This is a genomic window from Arthrobacter sp. SLBN-53 (assembly GCF_006715585.1).
GTDB classification, from domain to species: Bacteria; Actinomycetota; Actinomycetes; order Mycobacteriales; family Mycobacteriaceae; genus Mycobacterium; species Mycobacterium neoaurum_A.
In genome coordinates, this window is record NZ_VFNN01000001.1 from 79,044 (window position 1) to 95,688 (window position 16,645).

The following is a 16,645-nucleotide window of genomic DNA, read 5'->3' on the forward strand; positions in this document are numbered from 1 at the left end:
GCTCGGGTGCAGGTCGCCGCGCGGTGCAGATTCCCGTCGCTTCGCTCGCCAAGGGGCCCGTTCTCGGTGTTCGCGACGTTCTACACCGTCGCGATGGTCCTGGAGTTCTCAGAGCGCTGGCCCACACCCTGGTTCACCGGTGCATTCCTGACCGCGGCGACGATCGCCGTCGCCACCGGGATGACCCGGATCGCCTTCCTGGGCTTGTTGGTCGCGGCCACCGGTTACGTCGCCTTCTTCCAGTTCCCCGAGGTGGCCAATCACGTCAACCTCATGATCTGCCTGAACATCGCGATGATCGGAGTCCTGTCGGTCTCGCTGCTCCGGCGAGGGCGCAGCGCCGATGATGACGCCGATGTTGACTATGCCGTGATCGCACCGGTTCTTCGGATGAGCCTGATGCTGATCTATGCGTTGGCCGGCTTCCACAAACTCAACAGCGACTACTTCGACACCGCCGCATCCTGTGCGGCCGGCATCCTCACTTCGGTCATCCACGCGCTGCGGACCGACCTACTCGGCATCCCGGTCGTCGTGCCGATCGCCCTCGGCGCGGTGTTCCTGGGCTACCGGCTGGTGCGCCGAGGAAGGTTCGGCGGAGCCGGGAACCGACTTTTCACCGCAGTGACCGCGGCCGTGGGACTGGCCGGACTCGCGATGGTCGCCGTCGTCGTGTTCTACACACACCTGGACCCCCTGCTCACCGCCATCGGACTCACCGCGGCCATCGCTGTCCTCGGCTGGGAGCTGGTGGGCGGACTGCTGCTGGCGGTGCCGCGGCTGCAAGCGGCCATCGTGGCGTTCGCCTTGACCATGCACGCCGCCCTTGCGCTCATCGGCTTCGTCGATTTCGGGTCCATGGCGGCGGCGTTGCTCTTCGCCTTCCTGCCCGCCTCCTACCGGCAGGTACTTATCGACGGCGCCATCCGTTCACGCGGGCGCACGCTGTCACGCATCGGCGTCTACGTCGGTATCGCCATCGCGATAGCACTGCTTTCGGGAGCCAACGCGCACCTCGACCGAATTTCCCACTGGACACTGATCTCGGGCATGGCGTTCGACGCGGCGGTCCTCATCGTCATCTGGCCGATCCTGGTCACCGTCTTCTCACCTTCGCCGCGTCCCGAGTGGGGCGGCGTGCGCATCATCGACGCGCGCACGCCGGTAGTGCTGTACCTGGTGCCCGCTGCACTGATCGGCATCGCGCTGACGCCCTACCTCGGGTTACGGACCGCGGGCAACTTCTCCATGTTCAGTAACCTGCGCACCGAGGGAGAGCGCTCCAATCATCTTCTACTGGGCGGCAATCCACTCAAGATATGGGGGTATCAGGACGATATCGTCTGGATCATCGATATCGATGATCGCTACGGTGACGTCATCCACCACTACGATGCGGGGGCGCGGGGCTATGCGCTTCCGGTCGTGGAATTCCGAAAGTGGATCAACGAATGGGACGAAGCGGGATACCGCGTTCCGCTCACCTATGACTACCGCGGGATTCGGTACACCACCGACGATATCGTGACCGATCCGATCTGGCGCACACCGAATCGAACCCTGCCGATGGTGCTCTTGGACTTCCGGGTGATCCAGCCGGGAGAACCCAACTACTGCCGCTGGTGATCGGCACCACGCACCACGATGACCGGCACTGTAGACAATTGCGCGACCGTCGAAGCGACCGAGCCCAGCACCAGTCCGACGAATCCGCCCCGTCCGCGGCTACCGACGACGACCAACTGGGCGTTGCGCGCTTCCTCGGTGATCCAGTGGGCGGGTCGGTCCTGTACCAACCGGACCTGCACGCGGACATCGGGGAAACGCCGCTGCCAGTCGGCGAGCCGATCGGCCAACGCGGACCGCGCCTGATCCTCGAAGATCTGCCAGTCGGTGCCGTAGAGCGGAAGCAAGCCGACATCGCTCCACGCGTGTACCGCGATCAGCTCCACGCCGCGCAACGCGGCCTCCTCGAAGGCAAGCTCGGTGGCCGCATCCGATGACGTCGATCCGTCGACGCCGAGGACTACGGGCGCGCTGGGGTCTGCCGCGTCGCCGGGGTGCACGACAACCACCGGGCAACGCGCATGGTGGAGCAAACCGGCCGCCACCGAACCGAGCGGCAACCGGGAGTGACCACCGGTGCCCCTGTTACCGACCACCAGCAACAACGCCTGCCGGGAAGCCTCGGCCAGCGTGCCGACAACCGGGGAGGGGCGGCTCTCTGTGCGCACACCGGGGGCATGGGTGCCGCCCACCGCGGCGGCGAAGGTCTGCACGGCGTGCCCGAGTATGTCGTGGGACGAATCCTCTTGAGCCTTGGCAATTGTCGATGCGTCATTCGGTGTCGACCAGGTGGCGATGACCGGAGCCGAAACACTCATCAGGGTCACCGGCACGGCGCGCCGCACTGCCTCGGCCGCAGCCCAGGCGACCGCGGCATCCGAACCGGGTGACCCGTCGACAGCGACCACGATGCCGAGATCGTGTTGCGGGCTGGACTCTTCCGGACTGGGCATGGTGTCGTTCCTCCTTGATCGACCACCATCCACCGTAGTCGCTGGCGAAGGCCTCGCGCAGGGACTTAGGTCCTCGCGGCCTACGGCAGCGGGGCGGACCACCGCAGTACCGTGCCGCCCTGCGGACCGCCCCCGATGTCGAACGCGCCTGCCATCTCCTCGGCACGATGCCGCAGGTTGCCCAGCCCGCTTTCGGTCAGCGCGGCGGTGGCGATACCGCATCCGTCATCGGTGACGGTGATGCTCAGGTCGTCGTCGACGCGTACGACAACAGTCAGTTCGGTTGCACCGGAATGCCGTATCGCGTTGCTGACCGCCTCTCGCACCACGGCCTCGGCGTGCTCGGCCAGCTCGGCGTCGACCACCGAGAGCGGTCCGACGAACTGCACTCTGATACGCATGGTGTCCGATCCGAACTGGTCCACCGCATCCTGCAACCGCTGCCGCAGTCGGGTCGAGCCGGCATGTGCGCCATGCAGGTCGAAGATGGCGGTGCGGATCTCCTGGATGACCTCCTGCAGATCATCGACCGATGACGAGAGGCGTTGTCGCACTTCATCGGACTGGGCGCGGGCGGTTGTACCCTGCAGGGAGAGGCCGACCGCGAAGAGACGTTGGATGACATGGTCGTGCAGATCTCGGGCTATCCGGTCGCGATCGGCCAGCACATCGAGCTCCCGCATCCGCCGCTGAGTCATTGCCAACTGCCATGCCAGTGCGGCCTGCCCGGCGAAAGAGGCCGCCATATCGAGTTGTTCGACCGTGAAAGGCCGCGCCTCGGCGCCGCGCACGGCGACCAGGACACCGGCCACCGCGCCGGTCGCCCCGAGCGGGACGACCAGCGCGGGACCGGGTTTCGGCAGTATCGACGAGGCGAGCTCGAGGTTGTCGCAACGGTGGGGGACCCGATCGAGCAGCGTTCGTCCGACGATATTGTCCGCCAGCGGAATTGCCGGCAACGCGTCGATATCGGCCGCGGTCGGGCCGGCGACCTCGGTGATCACCATCTCGGTCGCCTCGTCCGGGTCACCAACTGCGACAGCGGTGAAGGCCGCGTCGGCAGCCGTGAGCGTACGGGCCAGTTCGGCGATGCGTCGAAATGCCTGCGCGGGATCGGTCCCCGACAGCAATTCGGTCGCGATATCGCGGGTTGCCTCGATCCAGGATTGGCTGGCTCGGGCCTGCTCGTACAGCCGCGCATTGTCGATGGCGATACCGGCTGCGGCGGCGAGCGCCTGGGCCAGCACCTCATCGTCTTCGCTGAACGGGCCACCGGAGTTCTTCTCGGTGAGGTAGAGGTTGCCGAACACCTCGTCGCGGATTCGCACTGGCACCCCGAGGAAGCTGCGCATCGGCGGATGATTCGCCGGGAAACCGACCGATGCCGGATGGTCGGTGATGTTGTCCAACCTGATCGGGGCGGGCTGGTCGATCAACAGCCCGAGCACGCCGCGCCCCTGCGGCAGCCTGCCGATCATGGCACGGGTGTCCTCGTCGATACCCTCATAGACGAACTCGACCAGATCGTGTCCCTCGTCGTCGCGGCCGCGCACACCGAGCGCGCCGTAGCGGGCATCCATCAGTTCGATCGCCGTGTGCACGATGGTGCGCAACGTGACATCGAGGTCCAGCCCGGAGGTGACCGCGAGCATTGCTTCGACCAAGCCGTCCACCCGATTGCCGCTCTCGACGATCTGCTCCACCCGGTCCTGGACCTCGCCGAGCAGTTCACGCAGTCGCAGGTGGGACAGTGTCTCGCGCAACGGCACCCCGCCCTGGCGCTCGGCTCGCGCCGCGCGGACGCCGTCGGCCGCATCCCGGTCGGTCACCGGTTCATTGTGCCATCGGCGAAGTAGTGCGGTTACGCTTCCACGTACTTACTCAGCGCAGCCGCCTGGCGTCGCAGTTGTTCAGCTGCCTCGGGACGGTTGAGCGCGCCGTAACGGTCCGCTTCGGTGAGGTACTCGGCCACGAGATCGCCGATCACAGCGCGGACATCGGCGCTCGTGAGGTCGCGTCGGGACACCTCGCTGGATCCCAGACCTGTTGTGGCACCGGCGATCACGGACTCCGGGCCGGCAGGGCTGCGCGCGCCGGTGCGGTGTGGGGTGTTGACCGCTTCGGCATTGTCGATGGCCGCCAGACCCGCGCGCAGCGCCGCCACCGTTTCGGCGGCGCGCGCCTTCATCGCCGTGCTGAGGTCCGCGCGCATCGCGTCACGCAGCACCATGGCGGCGTGGGTGTCATTCACCGTGCGCAACCTCAGCCGTTGCGAGCCAACCCCGCCAGGATCGTCGCGGTGGATTCATCACGGACACGACGGTACCCGGTCCCTGCCCACAGGTGAACGAGGTCGTCGACGCCGGCGGCCGCGGCAGCCTTGCGCAGGGGACTGGTCAGGTGGTGAATCGCCGGATACCCCAACGGCGCGCGGGCCTCGAACCGATCGATGAAAGCATTGCGCAGCCCCCGGGCGGGCCGCCCGGTGAACGCACGCGTCAGCACGGTGTCGCTGCGCGCCGGATCGATCAGTGCGGCCTTGTGGGTGGGCGACGCGGCGCTCTCGTCGGCGCGCAGCAGCACGGTACCCACCGCCGCCGCCACCGCCCCGGCGTCGAGCACCTGCGATACCGCCTCGGCGCTCGCCAGCCCGCCGGCCGCGATCACCGGGATGTCCACCGCGGCGCTCACCTCGGTCACCAGATCGGTCACCGCGACGCCGGCGGGCAGCCGGTCGGGGGTGAAGGTGCCCGAGTGTCCGCCCGCGGCGCCGGCCTGCGCCACCACCAGATCGGCCCCCGCCGCGGCGGCAGCGGTCGCCTCGACCGAACTCGTCACCGTCTGAACCACGATGGTGCCCACCTTCTGCAGCCTGGCGATGACATCGCCACCGGGGAGACCGAAGGTGAAGCTGACCACCGGGACCGGATCGATCAGCAGCAGGTCGATCTTGGCGCCGAACGCGTCGTCATCCTCGATCGGGTCCGAAGGCAACTCGAGCTCGAACCGGTCTGCCACCTCCTGGACCAGGTGTGCGTACTGCCGGTACGACGCGGCATCGATGGGGACCGGGTTCGGTGCGAAAATGTTGACGCCGAACGGGATCGACGCCTTTCGCACCGCGGCGATCTCCGTGAGCAGCACCTGCGGGGTCTTGTAGCCGGCAGCCAGAAATCCCAGGCCACCGGCGTCGGCCGCGGCGATCACCATCGCCGCGGTGGTGGCGCCCCCGGCCATCGGTGCGGCAACCAGCGGGATGTCGAGCCCGAGTGGGTCACGGGCGGCCTTGGTGCGTGCGGTCATCGTCATTCCTCCGGTGCGGAGTTCTGGGTCTTCGTCTGCAGTCGATTCTGCGTGTCCGCCCCGTCCCGGTACAGGACACGCTGGCTCTCAGCCGCAAGGCCCAGCCTCGCACCCCACGCACCCGCGGCCCGGGCCGCCACCTCAGGCCGGGACCGCCAACCTACCGACAGTGAAGGCCGCGGCCTGATCGGCCATGCCGTTGACGGCGTACTGCTGATGCGGCGCACTGGATCCGGACGGCGGTGAACCCGCGCACACGGTGTCGCCGGGAGCACAGAGCTCAAGCGCCTTGGCGGTGTAGGCGGGCCCGACGTCGATCACCGGGGTTCCGTACTTCACCGCCGACCAACCGGAGGGCATCCCGAACAAGACCACCGCCGCCACGTTGTCGATGACGTCATTGGGCAGCGGCGGCGGACCGGCCACCCCGGCGGGCACCACACCCGAGGTGGACAGTGCCGTCACGACCGCACCCTGCGAGTAGCCACCGAGCACCATCCGGGTGTTCGGGCACACCGAGGTGACACCGCGGACATGGTCGGTCTCATCGCGAACGCCATCGACGACATTCTGCGTGAACAGGGCGCCGCCGGTGAAGTTGTTGCTGGCCGGATAGTTGACGGCATGAACCCCGACCGTCCGCGGAAAGGCCTGGGCGCGAAGTGAATCGACGAAACGCTGCCCCACACCGCCGACGCCGGGTGGCTCGGCTGTGCCCCTGGCGAAGACCACGCCGATATCGGGACAGGGCTGCGGCTGCGACGCCGCCGTGGGAATCAGGACCGGTAGCGCGGCCAGCGCCAGTCCGCTTGCCGCCACCGTCCGGGCGAGCACTCGCAACCCCTGCAGAGCCCGTGAAGCTTCAGCCAATTCCTACCCCCAGAGACGCTCGTACCCAGACTGTGACAGACCCCCGGCTCGTGTGCCGTCATTTCCGTCGACACCGCCACCGCCGTAGTCATCGAGAGCCTCCGCCGCTGCGTTACAGCGCCTGGTCAGTCGGTCAGGCCGATGCTGCTCACCGCACTCAGCCCACCCTCATCGTCGGGCTGTTCGAACACCACGCCGGCGTGTCGCTCCGTGATCTCAAGGGTTGCGATCGTGTTCCCGAACAACGGCCCGCTCAGGTTGCGCCAGGACATCGGCAGATCAGGTGCACCGTGCCTGCGCGCCCAGCGGCGGGCGCGTCGAGCAACCCAGGACGACCAGCCCAACCGGAACACCGGCTTGACGTAGAACGGCACGTAGTTGTGCACGGGGGAGCAGACCAGTTGGTGCACTCGGGCTTCATGGTCGTCGGGTTCATCAGAGTCGTCGGGGACATCGGGTCTTCCCCCGAACCGGGCCCGGGCGGCGTAGGAATGGTGCACATCACCGGACAGCACGCTGACGGTCGCCGGCCCTCGCGGTGCATGGCCCGCCGCCGCCTCGATCAGCTCGCTGAACCGTAGGAAGGATGTCGAGAACGCGGGCCAATGTTCGAAATCCGCGGCCTGCCGGATCTTCTCGGCGATCACGCCACGAATCCCCGATCGGTCGGCGGCGATCTCGTTCACGGTTTGCATATCGCCGATCGCAGGCGGCAGCAACCACGGCAGTGAGGTCGCCAGGATCAGATGGTCCAACGACTCCAGATCGTCGTTCACGTGACGTTGCACCCAGCCGAACTCACGGTCACCCAACATCTTGCGGCTGCCGTCGTCCAAGATGCGCGCGTTGCGTGAATCGACCATCAACAGCCGACTGCAGCCCAGATCCCAGCGGAAGCTGAAGCGCAGGCCCTTCTCACCGTCGACTTCGCGGTCGGCCCGGTCGGCAAGATCGGCAAGCAGCGGCCACCGATCACCGCCGGCCGACAGGATCTGCTGGTAGTCGACGTCCTCGTCCAGCTGTTGGGGACTGAGATTGCCGATGTGCTGATACACCCAGTAGGACGCCAGTCCCGCGCGGATCCGATCGCGCCACCACGGCTTCTTGTTGACCGCCACCCGCCATGCCGCCGAGGTGTTCCAATCATCACGGATATCGTGGTCATCGAAGATCATCGCGGTGGGCAGAGTCGACATCACCCAGCGGATCTCGGGATCGCCCCAGGTGTGGCGGTAGAGACCCACGTATTCGTCGAAGCTGACCACCTCGTCGGGCGGCCGCTTCCTGTTGGTGCGACGTCCGGTGAGCCGTTGGCGCGCAGCGGGTGTGAGCTCATCGGCGTACACCTGGTCGCCGAGCAGGATCAGCACATCGGGCCAGCGCTCGGATGGCTGGGTGGTCATCCGCTCCGCGTAGCAGTCCAGCGCGTCGCGGCCGAGCTTGGCGTCGATCCTGTCGTCACCGGTCTTGGGATAGCGACAGGAGCCGAAGATCACCCGCAGCCGCTCCGCGGTCGCCGGCCCGCGCGTGCGGATGACACTGGGCGGGAACCGCGAATCCTGCTCCGGCCAGACCTGCTCCCCGTCGAGGTGCACCTGGTACTCGGTGGTGCTGTCGGGCGTGAGTCCCTGCACCGCCACCAGCGCGTAATGGTGGCCCTGCACCTCGAACGTGCGGGCGGCGGAACCCAGCACGGTGACCTCGGCGGGTGCGTCAGTCTGCACCCACACCATCGCTGTGGTTTGTCCCACGTGGCGCAGGACGGGGCCGAGCAGGAGAGTCACCGAGACAGCCTATGGGCTGATGCCGCGGGTTCGCCTCGATTCGGCGCCGCCGACCCCCCGGGTCAGGCTCCGATCGGTTGGCGGGCCGCCTCGGAGACGAAGAGTTCGGCCGAGGCGATCCGCCGCGCGGCGCGGTGCAGCGTCACCGTCGCCAGCCTGCCGTCCGGCGAGTACCCGAGGTCGACGGGTAGCACGCCGGCGGCCGTCCCGATCCGCAGCGGTGCTCCCTCGTGCAGTTTCAGTCCGGAGAGCACGCCATCGCGCACCGTGGCCGCGGCAGCGACAGCGACGGCCGATGTCAGACCGATCGCGGGGTGCGGGGCAAGCATGGACAGCATCCGCACCGAGACGTCATAGGTTTCGGCGCCGATAACGGCACCGGCAGTCGTGCGGTAATCCTTTGCCGCGCCGACGATCCCGACCTTGGGAATGGAGTTGCTCACCGGATCGCCGAACCGGCGCAGCCCCATCTGCAATGACGCGTTCGCGCGCAGTTCCATCAACAGAGTTGTCTGGTGGGCGAATTCGGCGTTGCTCTCGGTGCCGTCAAGTCTCAGATCTGAGGCATCGAACAGCGCTGCGGGGGCGCCGGTACTGACCAGGGTCGCGCGGTAGGTGCGGTCACCTGCGTCGACGGCGTCCACGGCACGGCCGGTGGGCAGAACCGGTACCGCGTCGAGACCGGTGAAGGAGAGTCCGACCGGCACGCCCAGCGCGGTGGTGCCCGGCACCGCGGCCGTGCCTTCGGTGGGTACCTTTCCACCCGGAGTGGCGATGGTCGCTGTCAGGACGGCGCCCGAGACCTGGTGTCGCAACCGCACCGCGGTCACCTCGTCGCCGACCGGTACCAGCCCCGACTGCAGTGCATAGAGCCCGATCGCGGTGGCGCAGTTCCCGCAATTGCTGGCCCATTCGACCCTGCGGTCGGCGATGGCGATCTGGGCGAATTGGTAGTCGATGTCGATGTCGGGGTGGCTGGACCGGCGCACGATCGCCGCTTTGGATGTCGTCGAGCTACCACCCCCGACGCCGTCGAGCTGGCGGGGGTCACCCGAGCCGAACGCGGACGTCAGCAGCGCGTCGAGCCCGCCGGCCCGCTCGACGATCGGGTCGACATCGACGGCGTTGAACAGCCAGCACTTGCTGGTTCCGCCGCGCATCCATGTACCTCGTAGCACGAGCATGAGTCTCGGTACCTTTCCACGCTGGGGGCTCACCGGCGGTTCTGGTCGGAGGCGACCGACGCCGGATGGGCAACCCTCCACCATCGATTCTCGACGGCGACAGGGTGAAGGACAATCTCGGATAATTAGATAGGGATCTACTTTTACTAAAGTTGTGTGGCCGAGCCGGCTGGACGCCGCACCAACCCGCTACCCGCAGTGGTCAGGCAAAGCCGGGAACCAGGACCAACAGCACCCAGCACAGGGCGGGGGCGACGGCGACCACGATGCCGGCGTTGAGCAGCAGCTGTCGGTAGAAGCGGGGCCGGTCGATGCCTTGGGCGTTGGCAAGGACCAGGGCGCCGTTGGTCGAAAACGGCGACACGTCGACGACGGTGGCAGCGATCGCCAGCGCAGCCACGACCCCGACCACCGGCAGGGTGCCCATCTGCAGCAGGGGGAGTGCCAACGGGATGATCGCGGCCAACAATGCCGTCGACGAGGCGAACGCCGATGTCACGCCGATGACGTAGCAGAGCACCAGTGCCACCAGCAGCGGGGCGCCCACCGTGATGGCCATCTGGGCCAGGTGATCGATGGTGCCGACCTCTTCGACGATCGCTATATAGGTCACCATCCCGGCGACCAGTAGGACGGTCGGCCAGCTGATGCCGGCGATGGCCTCACTCTGCTTGGTCAGATCGGTGAATGCCAGTACCGCCCCTGCCGCGATCGCCACGAAGCTGATCGGCATGTGCAGGACGAGGACCAGCACCAACACGGTGGCGATCAGAAACAGGGTCAGTTTCTGCACCCCGGTAACGGAGGGCTGGACCACCATGGCGGCCTCGGTATGTGCCGGACGGGTCAGAACTCCCACACCGCCGGCAGGCTCACGCGCCGGTCCCGCCACGTACCCGGCACCGCCGAGATCGTCCGGCGCCGTCGGCTGCGAACCGAGCGCGGTGTACTCGAGGTTGCGGACGCGGGACAAGGCCGCATACCCGACGATGGTGAGCACCGAGAGCAGCAGGTTGATGGCGTAGCTCGCGAGGAAGAGCAGCCAGGGGTTGACGGTCAGGCCGCTCTTCTCGACCAGGTCGACCACGAGCACGCCGGATACCGAGATCGGAGAGAAGGCGCCGGCGTGCGCGCCGTTGATGGTCATGATGCCCATCACCAACGGGCTCATCTTCGTGCGCGCGGCAAACGTCATGGCGGCCGGCACGATCAGCGCGACGGCCGCCGGGCTGAAGGTGCCCAGCGCGGTCAGTACCGATGCGCAGAGGAAGAACACCCAGGGCACCACGGTCACGCGCCCGCGCACGCCGCGGATACATGCGTTGACCAGCAGGTCGATGGTTCCGTTCTGTTTGGCCATGCCGAAGAAGTAGGTAACGCCGATGATCGTCAGGACGATCGAGCTGGGGAACTCGGCGAGGATCTCTTTGTCGTCATAGCCGAGGAGGAAGGCTCCGACGGCGAATGCGCCGATGAAGCCCAGGATGCCGATGTTGATGGGGCAGAGCGTGGCGATGACGAACATCGCGACGAGCGCGATCAGCGGCAGAATCTCTACATAACTCATGGGCGTTCTCTCAGTTCCGGGCGCGGCGTCGTCGCCGTGGCGGCGCCGAACGTCTGCGACGGCGGCCCGGTCGGTCGGGACCGTGCTGCGTCACACACGACGATTCTTCATTACCCAGATCACACTAGGAATGGAGTTCGTTCACCACAATCGATGATTACTGGACCCGTGCGTAGAAAAACTTAATGCTGTCCGTCCTCAGTTCGGCCGGATGCGACGGACCGCGGGGGTCGTCTTGCCATCGTGTTTGTAGGCGACCTCTTCGAATGTGTCGACCAGGGTGGCCTCGGCGGGGGTCAAACGGTGTTCGGACAGATGGGCCAGCAGGATCCGACGTGACGGCGCACCCCGCAGGGGGATGACCTTGACATCCTCGCGGAGGTTGGACAGCGCCAATCGGGGTGCCATCGACACCCCGAGGTCGACGGCGACCATCGCTTGGGCCTCCTGATAATCATTGGCGGCGAAGGCGACAGTGGGAGTGAAACCTGCATTCTGGCAGGCCTTTTCGAGCGCGGCGCCGACTGGGTGATGATCTTCCCTGGTGATCCACTGCTCATCGGCGAGCTCGGCCATGTCCAGATACTCGCGATGGGCCAGGCGGTGATTGACCGAGACCACCAGCGTCGGTGGATCCACCAACAGTTCTCGTACGACCAGTTCGCGGTCGGTCACCGGTGCCCACTCGTAATCCCACAGCAATGACAGTTCGACCTCGCCGTTGTCGAGCATGCCGCGCAGGGCCGCGAATCGGGAACTGCGCACCGTGAGCTTCACGGCCGGATGTCTGGCCTTGTACAGCTTGACAACCTGCGGCAGCAGACTCGATCCGACAGTGGGAAAGGTGCCGAGTCGGACGGTGCCGGATCGCAGACCGGCGATCTCGTCGAGCTCGCTGCGGGCAGCCTGCAGCTGGGTTTCGATCCGCTCGGCACGCCGCGCCAGCGCCGCACCCGCCTCGGTCAGCCGCACACCCCGGGCATGGCGTTCCAGCAGTGGCTGACCGGCCTCGGCCTCCAGCTTCGCGATCTGCTGGGAAATCGCCGAGGTGGTGTAGCTCAGGCGGTTGGCGGCGGCCGTCAACGAGCCGGCCCGCACCACGTCGACCAGCAACAACAACCGGCGAGGATCGAGCATCCCAGCTCCGTTCAGTTCACCTAAAGGGTAATCAATATTTTCGTGATTGTACTCGACCCTGATGTGAGCCACGCTGAACTCCTAGCCGGGACGTGAGCGGCATCACCCTCCGGCATTTCGGTAGCGAGGAGAAATCGCCATGTCCAGTCTGTGCCTCGCGGAATCGACACCCGCCTACGACATGTCCGCAAACCGCCCCGACAACTAAAGGGAAATCATGAAAGTCACCATCGAGAACCTGACGTTGGCCTATCACGGCAACACCGTGGTCAAAGATCTGGACCTGGAGATCGCCGATGGCGAATCCTTGGTGCTGCTGGGCCAATCGGGTTGCGGCAAGACCAGCACCATGCGCTGCGTTGCAGGGCTGGAGACACCTGGTATCGGCCGCATCAGCATCGGTGACCGCGTCGTGCACGACAGCACGACGGGACGATCTGTTCCGCCGCACAAGCGCAACGTCGGGATGGTCTTCCAGTCCTACGCGGTGTGGCCGCATCGCACGGTGGCGCAGAACGTCGGATTCGCGCTGAAGATGCAGAAGGTCGCGAAAAGCGAACTGGTGCAACGCGTCGACGAGGCGTTGGATCTGGTCGGGCTGGGCCATTTGGCCGACCGCGGCGCCAGCCAGCTTTCCGGCGGCCAGATGCAGCGGGTGGCGCTGGCACGCAGCCTGGTCATGCGTCCCAGCGTGCTGATGCTCGACGAACCGCTGTCCAACCTCGACGCGCGGTTGCGGGAGCGGTTGCGGATGGAACTTCGCGAGCTGCAATTGCGGCTCGGGCTGACCACGGTCTACGTCACACACGACCAGGTCGAGGCGTTCGCCCTCGCCGACCGCATCGCGTTGATGCAGCAGGGGCGCATCGTCCAGATCGGCTCCCCGGAACAGATCTACAAGAGTCCATCGTGTGCGTCGATCGCCGAATTCCTCGGCATCGGAAATATTTTCGGCGTCACCGCTGCACCCGGTGAGCTGGACTGCACGCTGACCGAACATCCCGCCATCTCGGTCGTCGTCGACTCGGCACGCCGGTTCGACGGCCCCGCGATCGTCTGCCTGCGCCCGGAAGATCTGCTGGTCACCGGCCCCGCCGAACCGGCACCCGCCGGCCAGCACTGGCTCGGTCGCGTCGAGGTCGCCAGCTACCAGGGCGCGTCGATTCGCTACCGGGTCACCCTGGACAACGGACCCGAGATCGAGGCGGTCGCCACGGGTAACGGCAGCCCGGTCCTCGGTATCGGCGAACCGGCCGTGGTGACCGCGCGACCCGGTGCGGCCCAGCTATTGGTCGACGACCGCACCGAGACCCCATCGGCGGTGCCGGCATGAGCGCGCCGACCACCAACCGACCGCACGCCACGACAGCCCCGGCGGGGCTCCGCGGCGCCGAGCCCCGCCGCCGGAAACGGTCGGCGCGCCGTTCGCTGCCGGTGCTGGTGCAGCTCGCCGTCCTCACGGTCATCGTCCTGTGCCCGATGTTCTTCATCCTTGCCGGTGCCTTCAGCGCGAATACCGAGCGGGACAATCTCTTCGACTTCGGTCGCTTCACGCTCGACAATTTCGCGGTGCTGGGGTCGGGAACCGCGCGGACGGCCCTGCTGAACTCGGCGGCCGTCGGGGTCGGGTCCTCGGTGGTCGCCCTGGTGATCGGCTGCCTGCTCGCCTTCCTGGCCGCCCGCACCGACATCCCGGGCCGCAAACTCATCTACGGCATCGCGATCATGCCGCTGTTCCTGCCGGCCCTGGTCGGCGCACTGGCGTGGGCGCTGCTGGCCGGTCCGGCGACCGGCTATCTCAACCTTGCCTTCGGTGCCATCGGTCTTCCACACCTGATGGACATCTACAGCTTCACCGGGATGATCTTCGTCCTGGGCCTCTACTACGCGCCGTATCCGTTCCTGATGGTCCATTCGGCGCTGTCGCTGATGAACCCGGATCTGGAGGATGCGGCCAGCCTGCACGGTGCACCGGTACGGAAGATGCTGCGGGAGATCACGTTTCCCCTGGTGATGCCCGCCGTGCTCGGCTCGGCCATCCTGGTCTTCGCGCTCACCGTAGAGAACTTCCCGGTTGCCCAGGTGATCGGCGTGCCGGGGGGCGTGGACACCTTGCCCACCCTGATCTACCGGCTGATGAACGCATCCCCGGCCCGCTCGAACGATGCCGCTGCGGTGGCCGTCGTGCTGACCGTGCTGCTGGTCGTCGTGGTGGCGATGCAACAGCGTGCCATGGGCGGCAAGGAGTTCACGACCGTCAGCGGTAAAGGCGTGCGGGCGCGGCAGGTATCTCTTCGACGCTGGCGGCTGCCCGCGGCGGTGTTCGCGTGGAGCTATTTCGTCTTGGCCGTACTGCTGCCCGTCGGCGCCTTGATCATCGCTGCCATGCAGACCAGTCCGTATGTCGCCGATCTCGGTCAGCTCGCCCGCCCGGGCGCGCTGTCGCTGTGGAACATGGGCCAGACCCTGCAGAGCACCGAGTTCCACCAGGTTGTCGTCAACAGTGTGGTGGTCGGGGTGGCCACCGCTGCGATCGGTACCGCGCTGTGCTTCGCGTTGGCGTACACGCGCTATCGGACTCAGGCACCGGGCCGCAAACTGCTGGAGTACGTGGCGATGCTGCCGCTGGCGGTCCCGGCGATCGTGTTGGGCCTTGGTCTGTTGTGGACGTGGCTGGCACTTCCGGTGCCCGTGTACGGCACGCTGGCGGTGCTGGTCATCGCGTTCGTGGCGGTGTTCCTGCCGCAGGGCTATCGGGGGGTTTCCGCCTCGATCATCCAGTTGGACAAGGACCTCGAGGACAGCGCCGTGATGCTCGGCGCGCGTCGGCATCGCGCCATCACCTTCGTCACCGCGCCGCTGCTGCGGGTGGGCCTTTCCTCGACCTTCCTCCTGCTGATGATGCTGGCCATGCGCGAGCTGACCGCGGCGCTGTTCCTGTTCACCTCCGATACCCGGTTGTTGTCCATCGCGATCTTCGACGCCTATGACAACGGGTCATTTCAGTCGGCGGCGGAGCTCAGCCTGCTCTACTGCGCCGTCATCGGTGTGCTCGCCGTCCTGGCGCGCCGCTTCGGATCCAAGGAGATCTCATGAGATCGATCACCCGCATCGTCGTCGGACTCGTCTCCGCGACAACGGTATTGGCCGCCTGTGCACCGCCCCCGCCCGCGCCGGACCTGACCAGGCCGGCCGAGTCGGTCTCGCGCGATTCGGCGTTGGTGATCGACGGTGAGCAGATCGCCGATCCGGATCTCTGGGCGGCTGCTCAAAAGGATGGTCAGATCACCCTGTACAGCGGGTGGACGGCTGACAGCGAGGCCGCATTGCTCGCTCAGTTCGAGGCGGACACCGGCCTTGACGTGAAATTGATCCGACTCACTCCGAATCGCCTGTACGAGCGGATCGTTGCCGAGTACGGTGCCGGCAAGTTCAATGCCGATGTGGTGCGCATCTCCGATGCAGGCTTTGTCTCTGGGCTGAGCCGACGCGGTGTGTTCCAGCCGTACACGCCACCCACCGCGACAAATCTGCGCCAAGACGTCGTGTTCGATGATGGTAACTACTACCGCACGTTCAACCCGATCTATACGTTCGGCTACAACACAGCGCTGGTGGATCCGGCTGACGCGCCGACGAGTTGGAAGGATCTTCTCAAGGACCGCTGGACAGGCAAGCTCGGCATCGCCCAAGCCGGTGCCGGTGGCAGCGCTCTGGCGCTGACCCGATTCCAGCGTGATGTGCTCGGCGATGAGTATCTGCGCGAGTATGCCGGGGAAACAAGGGTGTTCGATTCCCTCGGCGCCGAGCTGGACAGCCTGGCCCGCGGGGAGATCGACGCGGGCACCGTGGTGGTCAGCAGCGTGAACATCGCCGCCAACGAGAACGCCCCGGTCACCTTCGTGGTCCCCGAGGAGGGGGTTACCGCCTACGACTACTACACCGGGATGGCCTCGACCGCGACACACCTGGCCGCGGCGAAGGTGTTCCTGAACTGGAATCTGTCCCAGCGCGGCCAGAACGTGTTGCGCGACATCGGCGAATACTCCGTCCGCGACGACGTGGCGGCGCCCAATGTGCGCGGTGTCCAGCTACCGGATTTCGATGATCCGCGCGTGCACCGCATCACCCAGGCAGAGGCGACCGGGTGGTCCGCGCAGGATCAGCGGGCGTGGAATGCCATCTTCGGATACAACGAATAGAACGGCGGCGAGTCGCCGCAGTTTTGCTCCTGAGCAGGTCCCCAGCCCGTAGTGTGAAAACCCGGGTCCGCCGCGTGGG

13 protein-coding genes are annotated in these 16,645 nt (G+C 66.6%); 4 read left to right on the forward strand and 9 right to left on the reverse strand.

The window, feature by feature from the left end:
* Positions 1-6: 6 nt before the first annotated feature.
* Positions 7-1,626 carry an HTTM domain-containing protein gene (locus FBY28_RS00400; protein ID WP_141863468.1) on the forward strand — a complete coding sequence of 540 codons (1,620 nt, stop codon included), beginning with the start codon at positions 7-9 and terminating at the stop codon, positions 1,624-1,626.
* On the opposite strand, the gene FBY28_RS00405 is transcribed toward FBY28_RS00400, so the two are convergent.
* The 9 genes from FBY28_RS00405 to FBY28_RS00445 all read right to left on the reverse strand — a co-directional run bounded on the left by FBY28_RS00405 (position 1,611) and on the right by FBY28_RS00445 (position 12,364).
* A complete protein-coding gene (locus tag FBY28_RS00405) occupies positions 1,611-2,519 on the reverse strand; it encodes a universal stress protein (RefSeq protein ID WP_141863469.1) in 909 nt (302 codons plus the stop codon). The two genes, FBY28_RS00400 and FBY28_RS00405, sit on opposite strands and share 16 nt — an antisense overlap.
* An 80-nt stretch (positions 2,520-2,599) precedes the next feature.
* On the reverse strand, positions 2,600-4,348 hold the full coding sequence (locus FBY28_RS00410) for a sensor histidine kinase (RefSeq protein ID WP_141863470.1): 1,749 nt from the start codon (positions 4,346-4,348) through the stop codon (positions 2,600-2,602).
* 32 nt (positions 4,349-4,380) lie between these two features.
* Positions 4,381-4,770: a GatB/YqeY domain-containing protein gene (locus FBY28_RS00415; RefSeq protein ID WP_216847398.1), complete on the reverse strand. Its 390-nt coding sequence runs from the start codon at positions 4,768-4,770 to the stop codon at positions 4,381-4,383.
* Positions 4,771-4,781: 11 nt separating this feature from the next.
* The gene (locus tag FBY28_RS00420) at positions 4,782-5,822 is read right to left on the reverse strand and encodes a nitronate monooxygenase (RefSeq protein ID WP_216847399.1); all 1,041 of its coding nucleotides are present in this window, start codon (positions 5,820-5,822) and stop codon (positions 4,782-4,784) included.
* Between the two features lie 141 nt (positions 5,823-5,963).
* Entirely contained in the window at positions 5,964-6,692 is a 729-nt protein-coding gene (locus FBY28_RS00425; protein WP_216847400.1) for a cutinase family protein, read from the reverse strand.
* 125 nt (positions 6,693-6,817) lie between these two features.
* Complete coding sequence (locus FBY28_RS00430; RefSeq protein ID WP_174241508.1) at positions 6,818-8,476, reverse strand: alkaline phosphatase D family protein; 1,659 nt, start codon at positions 8,474-8,476, stop codon at positions 6,818-6,820.
* A 62-nt stretch (positions 8,477-8,538) separates the two neighbouring features.
* Complete coding sequence (locus tag FBY28_RS00435; protein WP_174241509.1) at positions 8,539-9,636, reverse strand: PrpF domain-containing protein; 1,098 nt, start codon at positions 9,634-9,636, stop codon at positions 8,539-8,541.
* Between the two features lie 226 nt (positions 9,637-9,862).
* Positions 9,863-11,227, reverse strand: coding sequence for an SLC13 family permease (locus FBY28_RS00440; RefSeq protein WP_141863473.1), 1,365 nt, complete (start codon positions 11,225-11,227; stop codon positions 9,863-9,865).
* 198 nt (positions 11,228-11,425) lie between these two features.
* Positions 11,426-12,364, reverse strand: coding sequence for a LysR family transcriptional regulator (locus tag FBY28_RS00445; protein WP_030135427.1), 939 nt, complete (start codon positions 12,362-12,364; stop codon positions 11,426-11,428).
* A 217-nt stretch (positions 12,365-12,581) separates the two neighbouring features.
* Here FBY28_RS00445 and FBY28_RS00450 point away from each other — a divergent pair, with 217 nt between their 5' ends.
* Genes FBY28_RS00450 through FBY28_RS00460 form a run of 3 tightly spaced genes read left to right on the forward strand, consistent with a single transcriptional unit; the run spans position 12,582 to position 16,566 of the window.
* Positions 12,582-13,697 carry an ABC transporter ATP-binding protein gene (locus tag FBY28_RS00450; RefSeq protein ID WP_141863474.1) on the forward strand — a complete coding sequence of 372 codons (1,116 nt, stop codon included), beginning with the start codon at positions 12,582-12,584 and terminating at the stop codon, positions 13,695-13,697.
* Positions 13,694-15,460: an ABC transporter permease gene (locus FBY28_RS00455; protein WP_216847401.1), complete on the forward strand. Its 1,767-nt coding sequence runs from the start codon at positions 13,694-13,696 to the stop codon at positions 15,458-15,460. Before FBY28_RS00450 ends, FBY28_RS00455 begins: the two co-directional genes overlap by 4 nt.
* Positions 15,457-16,566 (forward strand): ABC transporter substrate-binding protein, encoded by a 1,110-nt coding sequence (locus FBY28_RS00460; protein ID WP_141863475.1) that lies wholly within the window; start codon positions 15,457-15,459, stop codon positions 16,564-16,566. Before FBY28_RS00455 ends, FBY28_RS00460 begins: the two co-directional genes overlap by 4 nt.
* Positions 16,567-16,645 lie beyond the last annotated feature (79 nt).

Coding starts and splice junctions, on each gene's coding strand:
- FBY28_RS00405 (WP_141863469.1), bottom strand. CDS start 2,519: ATGCCCAGTCCGGAAGAGTCCAGCCCGCAACACGATCTCGGCATCGTG.
- FBY28_RS00420 (WP_216847399.1), bottom strand. CDS start 5,822: ATGACCGCACGCACCAAGGCCGCCCGTGACCCACTCGGGCTCGACATC.
- FBY28_RS00435 (WP_174241509.1), bottom strand. CDS start 9,636: ATGCGCGGCGGAACCAGCAAGTGCTGGCTGTTCAACGCCGTCGATGTC.
- FBY28_RS00440 (WP_141863473.1), bottom strand. CDS start 11,227: ATGAGTTATGTAGAGATTCTGCCGCTGATCGCGCTCGTCGCGATGTTC.
- FBY28_RS00445 (WP_030135427.1), bottom strand. CDS start 12,364: ATGCTCGATCCTCGCCGGTTGTTGTTGCTGGTCGACGTGGTGCGGGCC.
- FBY28_RS00450 (WP_141863474.1), top strand. CDS start 12,582: ATGAAAGTCACCATCGAGAACCTGACGTTGGCCTATCACGGCAACACC.
- FBY28_RS00455 (WP_216847401.1), top strand. CDS start 13,694: ATGAGCGCGCCGACCACCAACCGACCGCACGCCACGACAGCCCCGGCG.
- FBY28_RS00460 (WP_141863475.1), top strand. CDS start 15,457: ATGAGATCGATCACCCGCATCGTCGTCGGACTCGTCTCCGCGACAACG.